Raw genomic sequence first — 20,595 nt, forward strand, 5'->3', positions numbered from 1 at the left:
CCCCTGCCCGGCGGGCTCAGGAGGGGTTCGCGGCCAGGCTGATCTCGAACTCGTCCTCCAGCGGAGGGTCGATCTCCTGGGCGAGGCACCCGGTGGCGGCCAGGCAGCGGATGCGCAGCACGTCCCCGCTGACCGACAGGTGCAGGAAGCTCTTGAAGAACGGGGGCGTGTCCCAGTCGGAGAGCTCGGAGATCCACCGGTGGAAGACCCGGCCCACGGGCAGGTGGAACGGCATCGGCCAGCCGCCGAGGATCCGGGCCGCCCACCTCATCCGCGCGGTGATCCGCACCGGCGCCGCCCCGATGTCACCTCCGGTGGCGTCCCCGGCCGGCGGCGTGCCGTCCGGGGCGGCGGCGATCGAGCGCGGCGGAACGTTGCCGACCTGCAGCGACATCAAGGCGAGCCCCTCGTCAGGGGTGAGGTACAGCCAGCGCATACGCAACCGCCTGCTGTACAGCAGGCTGTAGAACGACAGCGAGTCGCCGCGCAGCGGATAGCACTTGAAGTCGTCCTCGTGGACGCCGCCGACGTCGACGCGCGGGATGGTGTGGGTGGCGTGCATGAACGCGCCGCCGCCGCCCGAGACGACGTACTGGATGACGCGGTCGCCGACCCGCACCGGGAAGCGCTGGTAGTTGTGGACGTCGCCGCCGATCGCCGCCACGTAGTTGTGCGCCGGGTCGCGGACGATCTCGTCCACGGTCCCCCCGCCCTGGATCTCGCACGGGTGGTACTCGTTGCGCACGTAGATCGGCTTGCCGGTGATCAGGATCTTCGGGCGGGGGTCGGCGGAGACCCGGCGCAGCCACTCCCCCTGCTCGCGGTCGATGTCGCCGCGGATGCCGGTGTCGATCCCCACCAGGAGGAGCCGTCCGAGGTCCAGCACCCAGTACGGCGCGGGCAGGGCCGCCCGCTGCTCCGGCGCCGAGCGCATCTCGCGCGCCTCGGCCAGCGCCGCCTCGTCGATCTTCTCGGGTTTCTTCCACAGCAGCCCGCGCAGCCCGGAGCCCTGCCGCCGCTCGGGCAGCGGCGGGGCGTCGCAGAAGACCCGCATGAAGCCGCCCAGCCCGTCGTACCAGTCGTGGTTCCCCGGCACGGCGTAGATCGGCGCCCGATAGTCCTTGTACGGCCGGAAGAACTTGTCGCGGTACTCGTTGCCGGAGCCGGTCGGGTAGATCACGTCGCTGGCGATGACCGCGAACGCGGTGCCGGCGCCCTCCTTGAGCAGGCCGGGCACGACGGCGTACTGGGAGGCGTCGCCCTCTCCCGTGTCGCCGAGCACCAGGAACGAGAAGTCCTCCCCCACATCCTGAACTATCCGGAAATCGGGGTCCACGCCGCGCGCACGCTGCGCCTCGACCCAGCGCTGCCGCACCTCACCGGAGGGGTCGCCGAACAGCTGGGAGAGGATCTCGTTACGCGACCTCCAGAGCGTGCCCGGCCGCAGCCAGGTGAAGGTCGTCCGGTTCGGCCGCAGGCTCTGGAACGCGCCGATCCGCTGGCAGTTCCAGCCCGCCCCCATCTCCGAGACGCGTGAGGACTGCCGCGCGCTCCGAGACGTGCGCGAGTCGGCGTCGACATCCACATCGGCCATGACCCAAACTTTGCCCGATCATGACCGGCGCCGCTACATGATCAGGATGCCTGGGTTGAGAATCCCGTCCGGGTCGAGGCGCTCCTTGACGCCCCGCAGGACGGCGACGCCCAGTTCCCCGATCTCCAGCGCGTACGCGCCGAGGTGGTCGCGGCCGACGCCGTGGTGGTGTGAGACGGTGCCACCCGCCTGGCCGATCGCGTCGTTGACCGCCCGCTTGGCCGACTCCCACTGCGCGACCGGGTCGTCCGTCTGCGCGGTCACCACGGTGAAGTACAGCGAGGCCCCCGTGGCGTACACGTGGGAGACGTGGCACATGATCAGCGGTGACCCCAGGGAGGCCGTCAGCGCCTCCCGTACGGCCTCGTAGAGGCGCGGGAGGCCGGACCAGAAGCAGGCGGTCTCCAGCGTCTCCACGGTGGCTCCCGCGGCCAGCAGGGAGTCGCGCAGATAGGGCGCGGAGTAGCGGCCGTGCGCCCACTTCTCCCCCGGCTCGGGCCCGAGGGGGTCGCCGCCCGCCTCGGCCAGCGTCGCCGCGGCCTGCTCCCGGCGGTAGGCCACGTCGCCGGGCGCGCCCTCATACCCGGCGATCACCAGGCAGCCGGGCTCGGAGGCGAACGTGCCGAGCTCGTCCGGGCGGGCCAGGCCGACCATGGTCTCGGTCTCGTCCGACAGCCGCAGCACGGTCGGCGTGGCCCCCTCCTGCGCCAGCCGGCGCAGTGCGGCGACCCCCGCCGGGAACGACGCGAACCGCCACCCCTCGTACGCCCGGATCTCCGGCACGGGCCGTATACGGAGGCGGAGCGAGGTGATCACGCCGAACGCGCCCTCGGAGCCGAGGATCACCTGGCGCAGGTCCGGCCCGGCGGCGGACTTGGGCGCGCGGCCGAGATCGAGCGTGCCACGGGGCGTGGCCACGGTCAGGCCGACCACCATGTCGTCGAAGCGGCCGTACCCCGCCGACGCCTGGCCGCTGGAGCGGGCCGCCGCGAAACCGCCGAGGGTCGCGTACTCGAAGGACTGCGGGAAGTGGCCGAGCGTGAAGCCGTGCTCCGCCAGCAGCCGCTCGGCCTCCGGGGCGCGCACGCCGGGCTCGAACTCCGCGACCATGGACTCGGCGTCGACGGAGACCAGCCGGTCGAGCCGCGCCACGTCGAGTGCGACGACGCCGGCGAAGCCGTCGCGGGCGGCGACCAGGCCGCCGACGACCGACGTCCCTCCACCGAACGGCACGACCGCGACGCGAAGTTCCGCGCACACCCGCAGCACCTCGGCGACCTCGTCGTGCGAGCCGGGCAGCACGACCGCGTCCGGCGCGTCCGAGGCGTCGCCCGCGCGCATCCGCAGCAGGTCCGGGGTGGACTTGCCGCGCGTGTGCCGGATCCGCGTCTCGTCGTCGACGCGCACGTGCTCCTCGCCGACGATCGCCGACAGCGCCTTCAGCGCGGCCGGGGGCAGCGCCGGCGCGGGCGGCCGCACCTCGTCGAGGGTCGCGGCCGGGGTCTCGGGCGTGCGGACGCCCAGCAGATCGGCGAGCAGTCGGCGTACGGGCGGGGGCAGTTCGGCGGCCTTGGCGGGGTCTCCCCATCCGGACCAGAGCATCTGCGCGGGGGGCTGCGGTGCTTCCACGACGTCACCTCTGAGGTTAGGTTACTAAAGAGTAATAGATGAGGATTTAGGAGGTGCGTTGGACTCCTCCCTGAACGCGACGCGGCGCGCCCGCGAGCTCGCGGAGATCCGGGACGGCGTGGTGGACGTGCTCGTCGTGGGCCTCGGGGCCACCGGCGCCGGAGCGGCGCTCGACGCGGCCGCGCGCGGGCTGTCGGTCGCCGCGATCGACGCCCACGACCTCGCCTTCGGCACCTCACGATGGAGTTCCAAGCTGATCCACGGCGGGTTGCGCTACCTGGCCGGCGGACAGGTCGGGGTGGCCCGGGAGAGCGCGGTCGAGCGGGGCGTGCTGCTCCGCCACACCGCGCCCCACCTGGTGCGGGCGCATCCGTACCTGCTCCCGCTCACTCCCGCGGTGCGGTCGGCGCAGGCCCGGATCGTGATGGCCGGCTACCGCCTGGGCGACGGGCTGCGCGCCACCGCCGGGACCCCGCGCCCCCTGCTTCCGGGGCCGTCGCGGCTGACCGCGGAGCGGGCGCTCCGCCTGGCGCCCGCCCTGCGCGCGGACGGCCTGCGCGGGGCGCTCCTGTCCTGGGACGGCCGGGTCGTGGACGACGCCCGGCTGGTGGTCGCGATCGCCCGTACGGCCGCCGCCCACGGCGCCCGCGTCCTCACCCGTTGCCGCGCGCTCACGCTGTGCGGCGACGGCGCCCAGGTGCGGGACGAGCTGACCGGCGCCGAGTTCGGCGTCAGGGCGCGGGCGGTGATCAACGCGACCGGGGTGTGGGCCGGGGGCCTGTCCCCCACGGTGGAACTGCGCCCGTCGCGCGGGACCCACCTCGTACTGCGTCCCGGTGCCCTCGGCGGCCTCGGGGCCGGGCTGCACGTCCCGATCCCGGGCGAGCGGAACCGGTTCGCGCTCGTCCTCCCCCAGGCCGACGGGCGGATCTACGTGGGCCTCACGGACGAGCCGGTGGACGGCCCGGTACCCGACGTCCCGGAAGCCCCCGAGAGCGACGTGGCGTTCCTCCTGGACGTCCTGGGCTCGGTCCTGCGCGAGCCGGTACGGCGGGCCGACGTGGCCGGCGCCTTCGCCGGACTGCGCCCCCTCCTCTCCGCCGGGGACGCGCCGGACGCGCCGGACGGCGGGCGCACGGCCGACCTGTCCCGGCGGCATGCCGTGATCACCTCGCGCGACGGCGTCGTGACCGTGGTCGGCGGCAAGCTCACCACCTACCGGCGGATGGCCGAGGACGCGGTCGACGCGGCCTGTCCCACCGCGCCGCGCAGCCGGACCGCGCGGCTGCCGCTGGTGGGCGCGCGGCCCGCTCCCGGGGCGGAGGCGCGGCACCCCGGCGTGTCGCCCGCCCATCTGGTCGCGCGGTACGGCTGGGAGGCCGGGGCCGTACACGAGCTGGTGCGGCGCGATCCGGCGCTGGGCGAGACGGTCGTCGCCGGGATCACCCGTGCCGAGCTGGTGTGGGCGGTGCGGCACGAGGGCGCGCTCGACGTGGACGACCTGCTCGACCGGCGGACCAGGATCGGCCTGGTCCCCGAGGACCGCTCGGCGGCGCTGCCCGCCGCCGAGGCGGCGCTCGCCCTCGGTCCGCTGAAAGAGTGATCTCGCCACGCCGGAACGCGTACATGAAGTGACGGAGCGCGACCACCGGGACAAGTGTGACGGAGATCTCCATACGGGGCGGTTGACGTGATGCGGAGGGGGCAGTTGTGACCCCCACGCGTCCCCGCTCGGCGGGGTATCGATAAGGTTAGTCTTGCCTAATTCCACCGGCCGGGATCGAGAGATCCCGGCGCGCGGACCGCGACGAGGACGGACGAGTGGGAGGACAGACCGGCATGGCGAGAGGGTGCGGACATCCCGCCGCGCTGCACACGGGCGAGGCGCCGATCCTCGCCAGCGCGACGGTCGGCGCCCGGTTCTGGCTGCTCATCGAGCATTCCGGCCCCTGGGCGGCGTACCTCGACGAGTGCCGGCTCCCCGACGACACGCACGCACTGATCGAGCGGGCCACCGCGCTCGGCATCCGGCCGCAGCTCATCCGCCGACCCGGTCGGCGCGCCGCCGCGGGCGGCCCGCTGCACGTGTTCGTCGCGTCGTCCGCGGGCCCCCGGCCGTGGATCGCGGAGGGGACTTTCGAACGGTCCAACGATCTTGACCTGGGCTCACTCGTGCACGGAGTGGTTCCGGAGTCCTGCATACTGGTGGACGAGCCGGTGTTCCTCGTGTGCACCCACGCCAAGCGCAACGCTTGTTGCGCGCGTCTCGGGCTCCCGCTCGCGCGGTTCCTCGACGAGAACCTCCCGGGCAATGTGTGGGAAACCACCCATGTAGGCGGCGATCGATACGCCGCTAACCTCGTATGCTTGCCACACGGGCTTTACTACGGCAGCATGTCTCAGGCTGCTGCGATCGCGGCGGCAAACGCGTACCGGAACGGCGAGGTCGTCCTTGACCGTTACCGGGGGCGCGCGGGTATCCCTGAGCCACTGCAAGCCGCCGAGCATTTCGTCCGTGCACATACGGGCGAACTCTCGGTCAGCGGGGTGGCCGTGGAATCCTCCCGGTCGGAATCGGAAGGCGACGCCACCGTGTGCATCGTGCACCGCACGAAGCCTGGTGGTCTGTCGCGGTTTCGGGTAGTGGTCGAGCCTGCGGTGTTCGCGGCACCGTGCGGCACGGCCTGCACCGAACAGATCTCGACCTACAGGCTGACGGAGCTGAGCGAGCTCAGTCCGGCATTGGCCTGAGGCTCTGCGAAGAGCTGGGAACACCACGGCTGATCCCGGCGTTGGACCCAGGGACGCCACAAGCGCCCGATGCGGCACAAACACGAAATACCTCTCACCAAAGGTGGTTTCTCATGTCTCAGGTACGTCGGCAGCTCGCCCGCCCGCGCCCCAGTTGGGGTTGGCAGGATGATGCCGCGTGCCGGGGAGAGGACCTTGTGCTGTTCTTCGGTCCTGACGGCGAGCGTCAGCCGGAGCGCGACATCCGCGAGCGCAAGGCCAAGGCCATCTGCGCTCAGTGCCCCGTGCGTGCCGAGTGCCTCGACTACGCCCTTTCCCGTCCTGAGAAGTACGGCACCTGGGGCGGGCTGAACGAGGACGAGCGCGCTTCCGAGCGTCGCCGCCGTATGCGGCGCGCCGCGAGCGCCGGCATCAGCGCGGTCGCCTGAGCCGACTGAACGTCTCCCCCCGACACGCGTCACACGAGGCCGCCGGGCCGTTCCACCCGCCGATACCCCAACACGGCGGGCGGAGCGCCCGGCGGTTTCGTCTGTCCGCCGGACGTTCCGCGATGCTCCGGCGCGGCTACGGGCGGGACCGGCCCGGCTTGCGCATCTCCTTATGGATGATCTTCCACTTGCGCGTCTCCTCGCTGCGGAGCCGCGCGTCGCTGCGCCGGGCCATCCACGCCGCCTCGCGCTGGAGCTTGAACCAGCTCTCCAGCCGCCGCTCCGGCAGCTCGCCCGCCTCCACCGCCGCCTGTACGGCGCAGCCGGGCTCGCCGTCATGGGCGCAGTCGCCGAACCGGCAGCCCTCCGCGAGCTCGTCGATGTCGGAGAAGACGAGGTCCACGCCGTCGCTCATGCCGTACAGGCCGACCCGGCGGATGCCCGGGGTGTCGATGATCAGCCCGCCGCCGGACAGCGGGATCAGCTCGCGGTGGACGGTGGTGTGCCGTCCCCGGCCGTCGGCGGCGCGTACCTGCTGGGTCTCCATGACGTCCTCTCCGGCGAGCGCGTTCACCAGGGTGGACTTGCCGGCGCCCGAGGGGCCGAGGACGACGGCGGTCTTCGCGCCGTACAGGTAGGCCCGCACCACGTCGATCCCCTCCCCCGTCTGCGCGCACACCGCGTGCACGTCCACGCCGGGGGCGGCGGCTCGTACGTCGGCGAGCAGCTCGTCGAGCCCGAGCTCGAACAGGTCGGCCTTGGTGATGAGCACCACGGGCAGGCCCCCGCTCTCCCAGGCGAGGGCCACCAGCCGCTCGATGCGCCCGAGGTCCGCGAAGTCGGTCGAATGCATGGACGGCTCGGCCACGAACACGACGTCCACGTTGGCGGCGAGGACCTGGCCCTGCCCGTCGCCGGAGAGCCCGCCCCGCGAGTCCCTGCTGACGCCGCCGCGTACGAAGGCCGACGACCTGGGGAGCACCGTGTCCAGCTCGTAGCGCCCCTCGGGCAGCGGTGCGAGGGCGACCCAGTCGCCGACGCAGGGCAGGCTGACGGGGTCCTCGGCGGCGGCGCGGCGGATCCGGGCGCTGTAGCGGACCTGGAACTGGCCCTCGGCCGCGATGACCTCGGCGGCGCCCCGGTCGACGCGGGCGACCCGGGCGGGGACGGTGTCGGCGGGAAGCGGCAGCGCGTCGTTCCAGCCGAGAAGAGAAAGATCGATGGAACCGGAGAACGAATCGGAGAACAACTCGGTGACACCCTTCGGGAACGGGTGCCCCACGATCGTCTAGTTGGGCACCCGGAGGTTGACGGACGGCATGGTCGTCAGAAAGACCCGCATGGTCGTCACCTCCCTTGAGTGCAGGCCGCGTCCGGATGGCGGCGTCGGAAGAACACTAGCGCACCCGCCGCGCGTCACCGCAACCGATTTTTCCCCAGAAAGCGGCGTGACCACGCCCCCTGCCGAGGGCGTGGTCACGCGTACGCGATGATTACGCGATGGTCCGGCGTCGGGTCAGGACAGGCCGGGGGCCGGGAACTTGGCGGTCAGCTCGCTGACCTCGTTGTGGACCCGGGCGATGACGTCCTCCGCGTCGCCCTTGGCGACCGCGGTGACGACCTCGTCGATCCAGGCGCCGATCTGGCGCATCTCCGCCTCGCCCATGCCGCGCGAGGTGACCGAGGGGGTGCCGATGCGGATGCCCGACGGGTCGAACGGCTTGCGCGTGTCGAACGGGACGGCGTTGTAGTTGGTCTCCAGGCCCGCCCGGTCGAGCGCCTGGGCGGCGGGCTTGCCGCCGACGCCCTTGGGGGTCAGGTCCATCAGGATCAGGTGGTTGTCGGTGCCGCCGGAGACCAGGTCGAAGCCGCGGGAGGCCAGCTCCTCGGCGAGCGCCTTGGCGTTCTTCACGACCTGCGCCGCGTACGCCTTGAACTCCGGCTGGGACGCCTCGCGCAGCGCGACCGCGATGGCGGCGGTCGTGTGGTTGTGCGGGCCGCCCTGCAGGCCGGGGAAGACCGCCTTGTTGAGCGCGGTGGCGTGCTCGTCGGAGGTGGCCATCAGCATGGCGCCGCGCGGGCCGCGCAGCGTCTTGTGCGTGGTCGTGGAGATCACGTCGGCGTACCCGACCGGCGAGGGGTGCGCGCCGCCCGCGATGAGGCCGGCTATGTGCGCGATGTCGGCGGCGAGGACCGCGTCCACCTCGCGGGCGATCTCGGCGAACGCCGGGAAGTCGATGGTGCGCGGGATCGCGGTGCCGCCGCAGAAGATCAGCTTGGGGCGGTGCTCCAGCGCCAGGGCGCGCACCTCGTCCATGTCGATGCGGCCGGTGTCCTTGCGCACGCCGTACCGGACGGGGTTGAACCACTTGCCGGTCGCGGAGACCGACCAGCCGTGCGTGAGGTGGCCGCCGAACGGCAGGCCCATGCCGAGCACGGTGTCGCCGGGCTTCAGGAACGCCATGTAGATCGCGAGGTTGGCCGGCGAGCCGGAGTACGGCTGCACGTTGGCGTGGTTCACGCCGAACAGCGTCTTGGCCCGGTCGATGGCGATCGTCTCGATCTGGTCGATGACCTGCTGGCCCTCGTAGTACCGCTTGCCGGGGTAGCCCTCGGAGTACTTGTTCGTCAGGACGGTCCCGGTGGCCTCAAGCACGGCCCGGGAGACGTAGTTCTCCGAGGCGATGAGCTTGACCGTGTCGGCCTGCCGCCGCTCCTCGGCCCTGATGAGCTCGGCGATCTCAGGGTCGACGACGTTCAGCGAGTTCTCAGCCATTGGCGCCTTTCCTTGTCAACATCGACTGCCGCGGCGACCCAGGCGCACGGCCTCCGCACGTTCGCTCCCCGGTGGTGCCCCACCTAGCACATGCCTGAGGGCACGTCAGCGCCAGTCGCGACGTCTCCCACCCTATCCGAGCCTCGCGTCCGGCTCACGCCGCCCGAACCGGAACGCCGCGGCCTGGAGCGATTCCCCGGCCTCCGGGCGAGGCGGCCTCACTCCGCCTGACGGCGCACGGTGCCGGCCAGGGGCCACATGCGGTCCACCTCGGCGTTGAGCGTGGCGCCGATGAACACGGCGAGCGCCGTGATGTACAGCCAGAGCAACACGGCGATCGGCGCCGCGAGCGAGCCGTAGATCGACAGCGGCGTGAACCAGGCGGCGAGCACCTCGCGCAGGACGGCGCCGCAGACGATCCAGATGATGAGCGCGAGCACGGCCCCCGGAAGCTCGCGCCACCAGCGGGTCCGCATCGGGACGCTGACGTGGTAGAGCAGGGTCAGCATGACCACCGAGCCGATGATCACCACGGGCCAGTAGAGGATCGCGATGAGCACGCTGTAGCCCGGCAGCGCCCCCGCGAGCAGCGTGGGACCGATGACCAGCACCGGCATGACGACCAGCCCGATGAGCAGGGCCGCCAGGTACAGCCCGAAGGACAGGACCCGGGTGCGGATGATCCCCCGGGTCTCGCCCAGGCCGTACGCGATGGAGATGAGGTCCACATACACGAAGAGGGCCCGCGAGCCCGACCACAGCGACAGCAGGAAGCCCACCGAGATGAGCGAGACCTGTCCCCCGGCGAGCACGTCGTTGAGCAGGGGCAGGACGACCCGGTCCACGGTGTTGTCCGTGAAGAGCAGCTCGGACTGGTCGATCACCCACTGCTTGATCCGCAGGACGGTCTCGGAGCCGAGGAGTCCGCTCAGGTGGCCCATCACGCCGAGCAGCCCGAGCACGAACGGCGGCAGGGACAGGAGCGCGAAGAAGGCCGCCTCCCCCGCGAGGCCGGTGACGCGGTAGTTGACCCCCGCCATGGTGGTGGCCTTGGCGAGCGCCCACGCGTTGGATCCGCGCACCCAGTCCAGCCGGGCCCGGGCACGCGACATGCCCCGGCGCGAGTCGTGTCTCGGCCGACGTGTGGGCGCGTCCGCGGACGTCATGGCATCTAACCGTATTCGCACAGGCGCGGTGTCATGACACCGATGAATGAACCGGCGACTACCCGTCACCGAGTGGAATAGTACGGATTGTCTGCATCCACGATACGTGCCCCGAGCGGCAGGAGCGATACCGGGATCATCTTGAGGTTGGCGATGCCCAGCGGGATGCCGATGATCGACACGAACAGCGGAACCGCCGTGATGATGTGACCGATCGCCAGCCAGATCCCGGCGAAGATCAGCCAGATGACGTTCCCGATCGCGGACATGACGCCCGCCTCCGGATCCCGGACCACGGTGCGCCCGAACGGCCACAGCGCGTACGCGGCGATCCGGAAGGACGCGATGCCGAACGGGATCGTGATGATCAGGATGCAGCAGATGATCCCGGCGACCACGTAGCCCAGGGCGAGCCACACGCCCGCGAAGATCAGCCAGATGACGTTCAGCAGTGTCCGCATATCTCAATCATGACGCACGTCACCTTCCGCCGATTTGGCGATCTTCCCGGACTTCTCCCTGATTTTGGGTGTTTTTCGGTCTCAGGCGGTCTGCCGCGCTCCGGGCTCCCGTCCCGGTCCCGGCGGCCCGGCGTACGCCTGCGCGATGGACATCCACTCGTGGGCGGTGTCGCCGGTCACGGACAGCGAGGTGTCGGCGATGTGGGAGCGCTGCGTGACGACGAGGCAGAAGTCCTCGACCGGCCCGCGCACCGCGTCCGCGGCCCCCTCCGGCCCGGCGACCCACAGGGTGCCGTCCGGCAGGGCGAGCTCCACCCGGACCGGCCGCGCGGGCGCCTGCCGCCCTCGCACCGCGAAGCCGTACGGCATGGCGCGCACGCCCAGCAGGGCCACGTGGCGCAGCCGCATGGTGGGGGCGCGGTCGATCCCGAGCGCGTCGGCGACGTCCTGGCCGTGCGCCCAGGTCTCCATCAGGCGGGCGGTCGCGAACGAGGCGGGCGACATGTCGGGGCCGTACCACGGGAGCCGGGTGGCGGGATCGGCCGCGCGGAGCGCGCGGCCCATCCGGGCCCTGGCGGTGTCGAACCAGTCGAGGAGCGCCGCCGGGGCGAGCCCGCGCGCGGCGGCGACCTGGTCGTCCATGGCGGCCTCCCCGCGCGCCATCAGCTCCGCGCGGGCGGCGCGGAACCCGTCCGGGTCGGTCAGCGCCGAGGTGGCGGCGTCGTCGAACCAGGCCAGATGGCTGATCTGGTCGCGTACGACCCAGCCCTCGGAGGGAGTGGGGAGCTCCCAACCGGGAAGGTCGAGAGCGCGGACCATCTCGCGCAGCTCGGCCGTCTCGGCGCTCAGGTCGATGATCAGTTCGGACATCAGCTCGGACGTGGGACCGGCCATGACACCTCCTGGACGGCGAGCGTAACCGAATCTTCTTCTGCTGAAAACGGGGCAAATCATGATCTGCGACGCCTGCAAGGACCGGCGGCACGAGAACTGCCGCGGCGGTTCGTGGTGCGACTGCCAGCACCACGAACCACCCGCCCTGCCCGGCGGGAACGAGCCCGCGCAGAACTGGGTCAGCCAGGGCTGACCCGCTCGGGCCGGGCGTCGCCCGGCGTCCCGCGGCCCGCCCACGTGGGCACATGTCGTCCAGATGTCGTGCGCGTTTCGTCCACATGGTGAAACATAACTTGGACATCACGGACGCCCCGGGTATCGTTTGCGGCATGCCAGCGGACCCGTTGCTCGTCGTGCGACGCCACGTCGACCTTCTGCGTGTCCGCAGCGCCATCTGTATCGACGCCCGTTGATCGTCGCCCATCTCTTCTGACAGTGGGCGCGTGAGCAGGCGTCCTTTTTCGTGTTCGCCCCCGCACTCGACGATGAGGCGGGAGGCCGCCTGAGGCACGCGTCCGGGGTCGCGCCATGCGTGACCCTCGCCCGGTTCTCTCCCCGGACCGTTTCGCATCCCTCGGATTAAGGACGCCCTCATGAGCACCCCGGCCCGCCCGGCGAACCGCCACCACAAGCGCCCGCGCGGCGAAGGCCAGTGGGCTCTCGGTTACCGTGAGCCGCTGAACAAGAACGAGGAGAACAAGAAGGCCGACGACGGGCTCAACGTCCGTCAGCGGATCATCGACATCTACTCCAAGAACGGGTTCGACTCGATCGACCCCGCCGACCTGCGCGGCCGGATGCGCTGGTACGGCCTCTACACGCAGCGCAGGCCCGGGATCGACGGCGGCAAGACCGCGGTCCTGCCCCCGGAGGAGCTCGACGACCGCTACTTCATGCTCCGCGTGCGCCTCGACGGCGGCCGGCTCGACCTGGACCAGCTCCGGACGATCGCCGACATCTCCAACGAGTACGCCAGGGGCACGGCCGACATCACGGACCGGCAGAACATCCAGCTCCACTGGATCGAGATCGAGTCGGTCCCCGACATCTGGAAGCGCCTGGAGGCCGTCGGCCTGTCCACGACCGAGGCGTGTGGCGACACCCCGCGCGTGATCATGGGCTGCCCGCTCGCCGGGATCGACATCGACGAGGTGATCGACGGCACCGCCCAGATCGACGAGATCGCCACCCGGTACATCGGCGACAAGGCGTTCTCCAACCTGCCGCGCAAGTTCAAGACCGCGATCAGCGGGTGCACCGCGCACTGCACGGTCCACGAGATCAACGACGTCGCGTTCGTCGGCGTGGTCCGCGACGGCGAGGCCGGCTTCGACGTCTGGGTCGGCGGAGGGCTGTCCACCAACCCGATGTTCGCCAAGCGGCTCGGCGCGTTCGTCCGGCCCGAGCAGGTGCACGAGGTGTGGGCCGGCGTCTGCGGGATCTTCCGCGACTACGGCTACCGCCGGCTCCGCCACCGCGCCCGGATCAAGTTCCTGATCAACGACTGGGGCGCGGAGCGGTTCCGCGAGGTCCTGGAGACCGAGTACCTCGGCTACCGGCTGCCCGACGGGCCCGCCCCCGAGGAGCCGCGGGGCGGCCGCCGCGACCACGTCGGCGTCTTCCCGCAGAAGGACGGCAACTTCTACGTCGGCTTCGCGCCCAAGGTGGGCCGGGTGGACGGCGACACGCTGCACCGGATCGCCGACATCGCCGAGCGGCACGGCTCCCGCCGGGTCCGCGCCACCGTCGAGCAGAAGATGGTCATCCTCGACGTCGCGCCCGAGCGGGTCGAGTCGATCGTCACCGAGCTGGAGGCGGCCGGCCTGCAGGTCAACCCGTCCACGTTCCGCCGCCAGACGATGGCCTGCACCGGCATCGAGTACTGCAAGCTCGCGATCGTCGAGACCAAGGCGACCGCGTCCCGGCTGATCGACGACCTGGAGACCCGGCTGCCGGACTTCGCCGAACCGCTCACCATCAACATGAACGGCTGCCCGAACTCCTGCGCCCGCATCCAGGTGGCCGACATCGGCCTCAAGGGCCAGCTCGTGGTGAACGACAAGGGCGAGCAGGTCGAGGGCTTCCAGGTCCACCTGGGCGGCTCGATCGGCCTGAACCCCAACTTCGGCCGCAAGGTCCGCGGGCTGAAGACCACCGCGGAGGATCTCCCCGACTACGTGGAGCGCGTGGTGCGCAACTTCGAGAAGCAGAAGAACGACGACGAGACGTTCTCCGAGTGGGTCCACCGGGCCGACGAGGCGGACCTCAAGTGACGGCCACCCAGGGGCGGAGCCGGTCATGAGCGAGCGCGCGGCTCCCTACTACTGCCCCTACTGCGGCGACGAGGACCTTGAGCCGTACGCCTCCGAAGAGGAGAGCCACGGCTGGTACTGCCGCTCGTGCGCCCGCGCCTTCCGGGTGAGGTTCCTCGGCATCGGCGTACGGCACAGCTAGTCCCCTCGAGTACGACGTTTGAGGAGTAGTCATGACACTGGTGGAGATAGAGGAAGGTCTTGAACGCCAGCGCGGCGTGCTCGACCTGCAGAGCATCGTCGAGTCCGCCGCGCGGTTCCTGGAGGACGCGCCCACCCGCGAGATCATCCGGTGGGCGGCGGCCACGTTCGGCGACCGCCTCTGTCTCACCTCCTCGATGAGCGACGCGTTGCTGATCGACCTGGTGAGCCGGGTCAAGCCCGGCGTCGACGTGCTGTTCATCGACACCGGCTACCACTTCGCCGAGACGATCGGCACCCGTGACGCGGTCGAGGCGGTCTACAAGGTCAACGTGATCAACGTGACGCCGTCCCGCACGGTCGCGGAGCAGGACCGCGACCTCGGGCCCCGGCTGCACGGCCGCAACCCCGACCTGTGCTGCTACCTGCGCAAGGTGGAGCCGCTCAACCGGGCGCTCGAACCGTACCTCGCCTGGGTTTCGGGCATCCGGCGTGACGAGTCGCCGACCCGGGCGAACACCAAGGTCGTCGAGTGGGACGCCAAGCGCCAGATGGTCAAGATCAACCCGATCGCGCGGTGGACCCAGGAGGAGGTCGACAACTACATCGCGGACAACGGGGTGCTGATCAACCCGCTGCACTACGACGACTATCCCTCGATCGGGTGCGCGCCCTGCACCCGTCGGGTCGCGCCCGGCGAGGACCCGCGCAGCGGCCGGTGGGCCGGGCTCGGCAAGATCGAGTGCGGCATCCACCTCTGACCGCCCGTCGCCGTCCCGCACCAGACGTCCCGACGACCTGGAAGAGCCGTCCGTGAACATCCATCCGACCGCACCGCCGCTGATCGCCGTGGCGCACGGGTCCCGCGACCCGCGCGCCGCCACGGCGGTCGAGGCGCTGCTCGACGGCGTACGGCTCGCGCGGCCCGACCTGGACGTGCGGACGGCCTACCTGGACCACGCGCCGCCGACGCTCGTCCGGGCCCTTTCGGGGCTGGACGAGGCCGTCGTGCTGCCGCTGCTGCTCACGGCGGCCTACCACAGCCGGGTGGACATCCCGGCCGCGCTGCGGGAGGCGTCCGCCCGCCGCCCCCTCCTGCGGACCCGGCTCGGGCCGACGCTCGGCCCCCACCCGCTGCTGGTCGCCGCCCTGGAGCGCCGCCTGGCGGAGGCCGGGGTCGAGATCGGCGACCCCGAGACGGCGGTCGTGCTGGTCTCCGCCGGTTCGAGCGACCCCCGCGCCAACGCCGCGGTGGCCCGCGTGGCGCGCTCCTGGGCGCGGCGCCGCTCCTGGTGGTCGGTGACCGCCGCCTACGCCTCGGCGGCCGCTCCCACCCCCGGGGACGAGGTCGTACGGCTGTCGCGCGCCGGAGCGCCCCGGGTGGTCGTCGCCCCCTACCTGCTGGCCCCCGGCCACTTCGCGGACAAGGTCCGCCGCGACACGCTGGAGGCCGGGGCGGACCGGGTGGGCGACGTCCTCGGCCCGGCCCCCGAGCTCGTCACGCTCCTGCTCGAACGCTACGAGCAGGCCGTCCGCCGGCCGGAACCCGCCGCGACCGCCTAGACGTACCGGCACGACCGCCTCATCGCCAGGGCCGCCGGATCAGCCGCCGCTCCGGGGCCGTCAGCCGGCCGACGCCCGCCGTGGGCAGGGACGAGTGCCTCTTACGTTCTTGCCCACGTCGGCCGAAGCACACCACGTCCGGGCGGCGACGGTCAGTTGAGGGCGAGGAGGCTGACGGCGACGGCGGCGACGCTGAGTCCGGCGAGCTGGCTGCGGTGGATGCGTTCGGCCAGGACGATGCGGGCCAGCAGGACGGTGCCGGCCGGGTAGAGGGCGGTGATGACGGCCACGACGGCGAGGTCTCCGCTGCGGGCGGCCAGGAGGAAGGCGAGGTTGGCCAGGGAGTCCAGTATTCCCGCGGCGGCGCACAGGGCGGGTGCGGGCCGTTGGGCGCCCAGGCGCTTGCGGAGCAGCGCGGCTGCGGTCAGGACGAGGGCGGAGGAGACGGCCCGGCCGGTGATGATGGGGGCGAGGCCGCTGTCGGCGGGGCTCTGGTGGAGGCAGATGAGCTGGGCGGCGATGGCGGTGCCCGCGCCCAGAGCCAGCAACAGGGCGGCGCGGCTGGGGCGGGAGGCGCCCGCGCCGGGGCCGGCGCTGACCAGGACGACGGCTGTCAGCGCGAGCGGGAGGCCGAGCAGGGCGTACGTGGTGAGGTGTTCGCCTTGGGCCAGGCCGAGGCCGACCGGCAGAACGGCCGAGACCAGTGCGGTGATGGGCGAGAGCACGCTCATGGGGCCGATGGCCAGGGTGCGGTAGAGAAGCGCGAAGGCCGCGGCGGATGCGACTCCGGAGGCGGCGCCCCAGGCCAGGGTGGCCGGGCTCCAATGGGCGCCGAGAAAGGGCCACAGGGCCAGTTCGACGGCGAGGCTGGCGGGAGCCGCGATCACGACGGTGCGCAGGACATGCGCGCCGCGGGCGCTGAGTCCGCCGAGGAAGTCGGCACAGCCGTAGGCGAGGGAGCTGGCCAGGGCCAGCAGAAGAGCGGTCACAACACAAACCTTTCAACGGAACGACCGTAGAGTACAATGAAGTGACCAACGAGGAGAGGTGGGCAGCAGTGGGGCGGACGGCGACGGCTCTGCAGGCGGTGGCGTCCAACGTGAAGGAGGCCAGGCAGCGAGCGGGCCTGTCCGTGGAGCAGCTCAGCACCCGGGCGCAGGTGAGCAAGGGAGCGCTGGTCAGTCTGGAGAACGCTCAGGGCAACCCGAACCTGGCCACGCTGGTGCGCCTCGCCGACGCCCTGGGCATGTCGGTGTCGGCCCTCACCGAAGGTGCTCAGCGCCGCGACATCCAGATCGTCGAGGCGGCCGACGCCGAACCCCTGTGGACCGGAGAGCTCGGCGGCGAGGCCCGCCTCATGCTCACCACCAGCGGCCCGGCGCCGGTGGAGGTGTGGCGCTGGCGCCTGCACCCCGGCGAGGCGTACCCCAGCCACCCGCACCCGGCCGGGATCGTGGAGACCGTCAGCGTCACCCGCGGCTGCCTGACCCTCGTCCTCGACGGCACCGAACACGAGGTCCCCGCCGGAGCCACCGCCACCTTCGACGGCGACGTCCCCCACACCTACCGCGGCGGCGGCACCGAGCCTTGCGAACTCCTCATGACCGTGCACCTGCCGCCGCGAGCAACCAGCGCGGATAGCGGCCTTCGATCGGACGGCACCGCTGATCGGTGACCGAACATCACGACGGTCATGGCGCCGTCGGGGTCCGCACCGCCTTCGTCGCCGGCAGCTTCCTCGCCCTGCCCAGGGCACCCCCACGACCGGCCACACCGCCGACCACACAAGGAGACCAGCATGTTCATCCAGCCCTGGGACGCCGGCCTGGACGAAGCCGAATGGCAGACCTGGATCGCCGAAGGCCACGACTTCGGACAGCTGAGCGTCAACGGCCTGCCCGGCCACCCGCCCATCGTCGTCCCCACCCACTTCAGCTGCGACGGACGCGACCTCCTCGTCCACCTCGCCCGGCCCAACCCGGTGTGGAAGGCGATCGAGCACGACCCGAACGTCGTCTTCACCGTCATCGGCGACTATGCCTTCATCCCCGGCCCCTGGCGCGCCAAGGCCGGCACCCCGCCGCATGAAGGCGTCCCCACCAGCTACTACGCGGCCGTCCAGTTCACCTGCCGCTCCGACATTGTGGACGACCCCGAGGCCAAGGCCGAGCTGCTGCGGCGCCAGCTCGCCCATTTCCAGCCCGACGGCGACCATGCCGCCGTCGCCGTCGACCAGCCCCCCTACGGCCGGATGCTGTCCGGCATCCGCGGCCTGCGCCTGGCGGTCACCGAAGTACGGGCCAAGTTCAAATACGACGACCACAAGCCCGTCAAGCACCGCACCGCCGTCGCCGACCACCTCACCGCACGCGGCCAGAGCCTCGACGTCCCCACCGCGCGCCAACAGCGCCGCCGCCTGGACCGCATCGGCCCCTGGAAGCCCTGATCCCCGTTTCCGTCAGACGCGCCGCGTCCGCCTGAGCCGGGCGCCTTTTTGGCGGGGCCGTGCCGACAGGACCGGCGGCCCACGCTGCGCTCTAGGAAAATCGGGGGGCCATCTCCCGCACGGTCACGCTCCACTCGGCCGGGTACGGCTTCGCCGACTCGAGGACCTTCTTCCGCTCGTCGGGGCTCAGCCTCTGCCAGGAGGGCCAGCTGGCCGGGACGTTGAACGGCACCAGCAGCACCTCGACGATGTTCCGGCCACGCTTCTTGTCGATGCCTTCCTCGATGACCCATGTGGCTTTGAGCTGCCCCTCCTCGAACTTCCCGCACGGCTCGTCCCAGAGCCACCTCCCGTTTTGGAGGATGATGGCGTATGACGGCGAATTGGGACATGTGACGAACACGCCCACCCGGCCGGTCCGCTTCGTGACCTGAACGGTCAGCCGCCGCTTCACCCCGGCCCGGTGGTACGACTGCTGCGCCAGCACTACGTCCTCCTGTGAATACAGACGGCTGTTCGACGGCGACGGCTGGGCCATGACGGCGGTCGTGACATCATCGAGCCCCCCGGCGGTGACGGTGCGCGGAACCGTCAGGACGCCCGTGACGGCAAGACCGGCGGCGAGAACGCCAGTCGCCGCGGCGGCGAGGCGGCGGCGTCTGATCCGCCGGACCCGGCGGTCCACGTCGGCGAGGGTCACTCCCCTGGTGAAGCCGTCGGGCGCTCCGGCGCGGCGACCGGCGGCGTTCGACGCGGCGTCGCCCGGGCCTCCGCTGTCGCCGTCGAGGAGGTCGCGAAGGTCGGATTCGGTGATGGCCATCTATCGGCTCCCCAGGTTGGTCGCGGAGCGTGCCGCGGGATCGACGCGCAGCTTGGCCAGCGCCCTGCTGGCCTGGCTCCGTACGGTCGCGACCGAACATCCGAGGATCTCGCCGATCTCCGTGTCCGGCAGGTCGGCGAAGTACCGCAGCACGATCACGGCGCGCTGCCGGGGCGGAAGGCCGTCGACCGCCCGCCGTACGGCGTCGCGCGCGCCGACCAGGTCGGCCTCGTCGGCGACCGCGGCGTCGGGCAGGTCGGCGGCCGGGACCTCGGCCCGCGATCTGCGCCGCCACCAGGAGGCATGCGTGTTCGTCAGGATGCGGTAGACGTACGGGTCGGGATTGTCCCCGACCCTCCTCCAGGCCAGCCATGCCCGGGCGAGCGCGGTCTGCAGCAGGTCCTCGGCCGTCGCCCAGTCGCGGCACAGCAGGTACGCCGTGCGGAGCAGGCGAGCCGAGCGCTGCTCGACGTAGCGTTCGAAATCCGCCCGGTTCCGCATGGAGCCCTCATTCGTTCGGTGAGACCGTCACCGATCACTACTCCCGAACCGGGGCGGGGCGTTGCACGCGAGCGCGAAGATCACCGGCGCTGCCGCGGCGGGCGGGGCCCACGCCGAAAGCGGGGCGGCCCGGCGTCGCACGCTGGCGAGGACGCGGAGATCACCAGCGGGGCGCGCGCGGCGGCTCCGGAGGCTCCGGCGGGGAGCCGCGCCAGGCGTCCCGGGCCTCCCTCCGCGCCTCGCGCTCCTCCCTGCGCATCTCCCGGTGGGTCTCCCGGGCATCGCGGCGCATCTCTCGGAACGCCCCACGCGCCTCGCCGAGCGCCTGGCGGACGTCGTGGTGCACCTGCCGCATGTCGTGGCGCATGTCGTGCGGGAGCTCCAGCCGGGGGCCGTGGCCCGCTTCGACGCGGCGCTCCTGCCACCATTCGCTCCACGCGGACCAGCCGCGCTTGATCGGCTTGGCCCGCGAGTCCCCAATGATCTTCACGTCGCCCATCACGACGTACGCCCTGACCCGGACCACGGGGGCGTTCCGGTTGGGCGGGGCCTCGATCACCTGGACCTTCTTGTCCCCCATGATCGTCATGCCGGACAGCTCCACGTCCACGCCGTCGGGCACGATGATCTTCACGTCGCCCATCACGCAGGTCGCCACGATGTCGATCGTGTTGGAGCGGACCTCGGCCTCGCGCAGGTCGAGCGTGACGTCGCCCATGACGCAGACCGCGCCGATCTCCTGGTCGATGCGCCAGGTGCCCTGCCGCTTGGCGTCGCCCATGACCGCGACGATCCACTTGCGCAGCTTCCCGCCGCCGCTGGGGGCGGGCGCGGCCGGCTGGTGAGCGGGCGCGGGCGCGCCCCCGGGCAGGTCCGCGGTGAGCTGGGCGAGCTCCGCATGGGTCCGGGCCAGGTAGGCCGCCTCCGTGCGCTCGGTCAGCTCGGCGAGGGTCAGCCGCCCGTCCACCGACGCCTCGCGCAGCCGCTCGACCACGGCCTCCCGCTCGGCGTCGGAGGCCCGCATTCCACCCAGATCACTCACGGGGCAACCTTATCCCGGTGAAAGCGGCCGCCCATCCTCCCTGGGAAGGAAGCATTTGTCCACCTGTGTGA

Annotated in this window: 21 protein-coding genes and 1 riboswitch; of the genes, 10 read left to right on the forward strand and 11 right to left on the reverse strand. The window is 71.7% G+C overall.

From position 1 onward, the window contains the following. Positions 1-16 precede the first annotated feature (16 nt). The gene (locus AWQ68_RS11940; protein ID WP_066939148.1) at positions 17-1,594 is read right to left on the reverse strand and encodes a metallophosphoesterase family protein; all 1,578 of its coding nucleotides are present in this window, start codon (positions 1,592-1,594) and stop codon (positions 17-19) included. Between the two features lie 33 nt (positions 1,595-1,627). Next, a complete protein-coding gene (locus AWQ68_RS11945) occupies positions 1,628-3,196 on the reverse strand; it encodes an FAD-binding oxidoreductase (RefSeq protein WP_066939150.1) in 1,569 nt (522 codons plus the stop codon). A gap of 85 nt (positions 3,197-3,281) precedes the next feature. Between AWQ68_RS11945 and AWQ68_RS11950 the strand changes: the two genes are divergently transcribed. The 3 genes from AWQ68_RS11950 (at position 3,282) to AWQ68_RS11960 (ending at position 6,402) form a co-directional block, all read left to right on the forward strand. Beyond that, positions 3,282-4,826, forward strand: coding sequence for a glycerol-3-phosphate dehydrogenase/oxidase (locus AWQ68_RS11950; protein WP_066939153.1), 1,545 nt, complete (start codon positions 3,282-3,284; stop codon positions 4,824-4,826). Between the two features lie 218 nt (positions 4,827-5,044). Continuing rightward, positions 5,045-5,974: a ferredoxin family protein gene (locus tag AWQ68_RS11955; protein ID WP_245655876.1), complete on the forward strand. Its 930-nt coding sequence runs from the start codon at positions 5,045-5,047 to the stop codon at positions 5,972-5,974. A gap of 113 nt (positions 5,975-6,087) precedes the next feature. Continuing rightward, entirely contained in the window at positions 6,088-6,402 is a 315-nt protein-coding gene (locus tag AWQ68_RS11960) for a WhiB family transcriptional regulator (RefSeq protein WP_076434697.1), read from the forward strand. 136 nt (positions 6,403-6,538) lie between these two features. Here AWQ68_RS11960 and rsgA read toward each other — a convergent pair whose 3' ends face one another. From rsgA to AWQ68_RS11985, 5 genes are all read right to left on the reverse strand, one after another. Then, a complete protein-coding gene (gene rsgA / locus AWQ68_RS11965) occupies positions 6,539-7,684 on the reverse strand; it encodes a ribosome small subunit-dependent GTPase A (protein ID WP_245655877.1) in 1,146 nt (381 codons plus the stop codon). Between the two features lie 234 nt (positions 7,685-7,918). After that, a complete protein-coding gene (glyA, locus tag AWQ68_RS11970; protein WP_066939160.1) occupies positions 7,919-9,178 on the reverse strand; it encodes a serine hydroxymethyltransferase in 1,260 nt (419 codons plus the stop codon). A 29-nt stretch (positions 9,179-9,207) separates the two neighbouring features. Further along, a riboswitch (ZMP/ZTP riboswitch) is annotated at positions 9,208-9,304 on the reverse strand. Positions 9,305-9,396: 92 nt separating this feature from the next. Further along, complete coding sequence (locus tag AWQ68_RS11975) at positions 9,397-10,344, reverse strand: YihY/virulence factor BrkB family protein (RefSeq protein WP_084463893.1); 948 nt, start codon at positions 10,342-10,344, stop codon at positions 9,397-9,399. Positions 10,345-10,409: 65 nt separating this feature from the next. Next, the gene (locus AWQ68_RS11980; RefSeq protein WP_066939167.1) at positions 10,410-10,805 is read right to left on the reverse strand and encodes a YccF domain-containing protein; all 396 of its coding nucleotides are present in this window, start codon (positions 10,803-10,805) and stop codon (positions 10,410-10,412) included. A gap of 81 nt (positions 10,806-10,886) precedes the next feature. Next, positions 10,887-11,699 (reverse strand): TIGR03084 family metal-binding protein, encoded by an 813-nt coding sequence (locus AWQ68_RS11985; protein ID WP_245655878.1) that lies wholly within the window; start codon positions 11,697-11,699, stop codon positions 10,887-10,889. Between the two features lie 58 nt (positions 11,700-11,757). On the opposite strand from AWQ68_RS11985, the gene AWQ68_RS45695 reads away from it, so the two are divergent. The 5 genes from AWQ68_RS45695 to AWQ68_RS12005 all read left to right on the forward strand — a co-directional run bounded on the left by AWQ68_RS45695 (position 11,758) and on the right by AWQ68_RS12005 (position 15,715). Next, positions 11,758-11,892, forward strand: coding sequence for a hypothetical protein (locus tag AWQ68_RS45695; protein WP_281217620.1), 135 nt, complete (start codon positions 11,758-11,760; stop codon positions 11,890-11,892). 400 nt (positions 11,893-12,292) lie between these two features. After that, positions 12,293-13,972, forward strand: a complete 1,680-nt coding sequence (locus tag AWQ68_RS11990; RefSeq protein ID WP_066939170.1) for a nitrite/sulfite reductase — start codon at positions 12,293-12,295, stop codon at positions 13,970-13,972. 25 nt (positions 13,973-13,997) lie between these two features. Next, positions 13,998-14,153: an Insertion element protein gene (locus AWQ68_RS11995; protein ID WP_066939173.1), complete on the forward strand. Its 156-nt coding sequence runs from the start codon at positions 13,998-14,000 to the stop codon at positions 14,151-14,153. Between the two features lie 31 nt (positions 14,154-14,184). Beyond that, the gene (locus AWQ68_RS12000; RefSeq protein ID WP_066939176.1) at positions 14,185-14,913 is read left to right on the forward strand and encodes a phosphoadenylyl-sulfate reductase; all 729 of its coding nucleotides are present in this window, start codon (positions 14,185-14,187) and stop codon (positions 14,911-14,913) included. Positions 14,914-14,965: 52 nt separating this feature from the next. Next, positions 14,966-15,715, forward strand: coding sequence for a sirohydrochlorin chelatase (locus tag AWQ68_RS12005; protein ID WP_245655879.1), 750 nt, complete (start codon positions 14,966-14,968; stop codon positions 15,713-15,715). A 152-nt stretch (positions 15,716-15,867) separates the two neighbouring features. On the opposite strand, the gene AWQ68_RS12010 is transcribed toward AWQ68_RS12005, so the two are convergent. Continuing rightward, positions 15,868-16,704 (reverse strand): EamA family transporter, encoded by an 837-nt coding sequence (locus AWQ68_RS12010; RefSeq protein WP_066939178.1) that lies wholly within the window; start codon positions 16,702-16,704, stop codon positions 15,868-15,870. A gap of 41 nt (positions 16,705-16,745) precedes the next feature. On the opposite strand from AWQ68_RS12010, the gene AWQ68_RS12015 reads away from it, so the two are divergent. Next, complete coding sequence (locus AWQ68_RS12015; protein ID WP_066939181.1) at positions 16,746-17,390, forward strand: helix-turn-helix domain-containing protein; 645 nt, start codon at positions 16,746-16,748, stop codon at positions 17,388-17,390. Positions 17,391-17,513: 123 nt separating this feature from the next. Further along, positions 17,514-18,161 carry an FMN-binding negative transcriptional regulator gene (locus AWQ68_RS12020; RefSeq protein WP_066939184.1) on the forward strand — a complete coding sequence of 216 codons (648 nt, stop codon included), beginning with the start codon at positions 17,514-17,516 and terminating at the stop codon, positions 18,159-18,161. 91 nt (positions 18,162-18,252) lie between these two features. Here AWQ68_RS12020 and AWQ68_RS42295 read toward each other — a convergent pair whose 3' ends face one another. From AWQ68_RS42295 to AWQ68_RS12035, 3 genes are all read right to left on the reverse strand, one after another. Further along, on the reverse strand, positions 18,253-18,981 hold the full coding sequence (locus tag AWQ68_RS42295; protein ID WP_066939187.1) for a hypothetical protein: 729 nt from the start codon (positions 18,979-18,981) through the stop codon (positions 18,253-18,255). After that, the gene (locus AWQ68_RS12030; RefSeq protein ID WP_066939190.1) at positions 18,982-19,482 is read right to left on the reverse strand and encodes a SigE family RNA polymerase sigma factor; all 501 of its coding nucleotides are present in this window, start codon (positions 19,480-19,482) and stop codon (positions 18,982-18,984) included. 160 nt (positions 19,483-19,642) lie between these two features. After that, positions 19,643-20,524, reverse strand: a complete 882-nt coding sequence (locus tag AWQ68_RS12035; protein WP_084463896.1) for a DUF1707 SHOCT-like domain-containing protein — start codon at positions 20,522-20,524, stop codon at positions 19,643-19,645. Between the last annotated feature and the right edge of the window lie 71 nt (positions 20,525-20,595).

It is taken from the genome of Microtetraspora fusca (genome assembly GCF_001570365.1).
In the GTDB taxonomy this organism is placed as follows: domain Bacteria; phylum Actinomycetota; class Actinomycetes; order Streptosporangiales; family Streptosporangiaceae; genus Microtetraspora; species Microtetraspora fusca.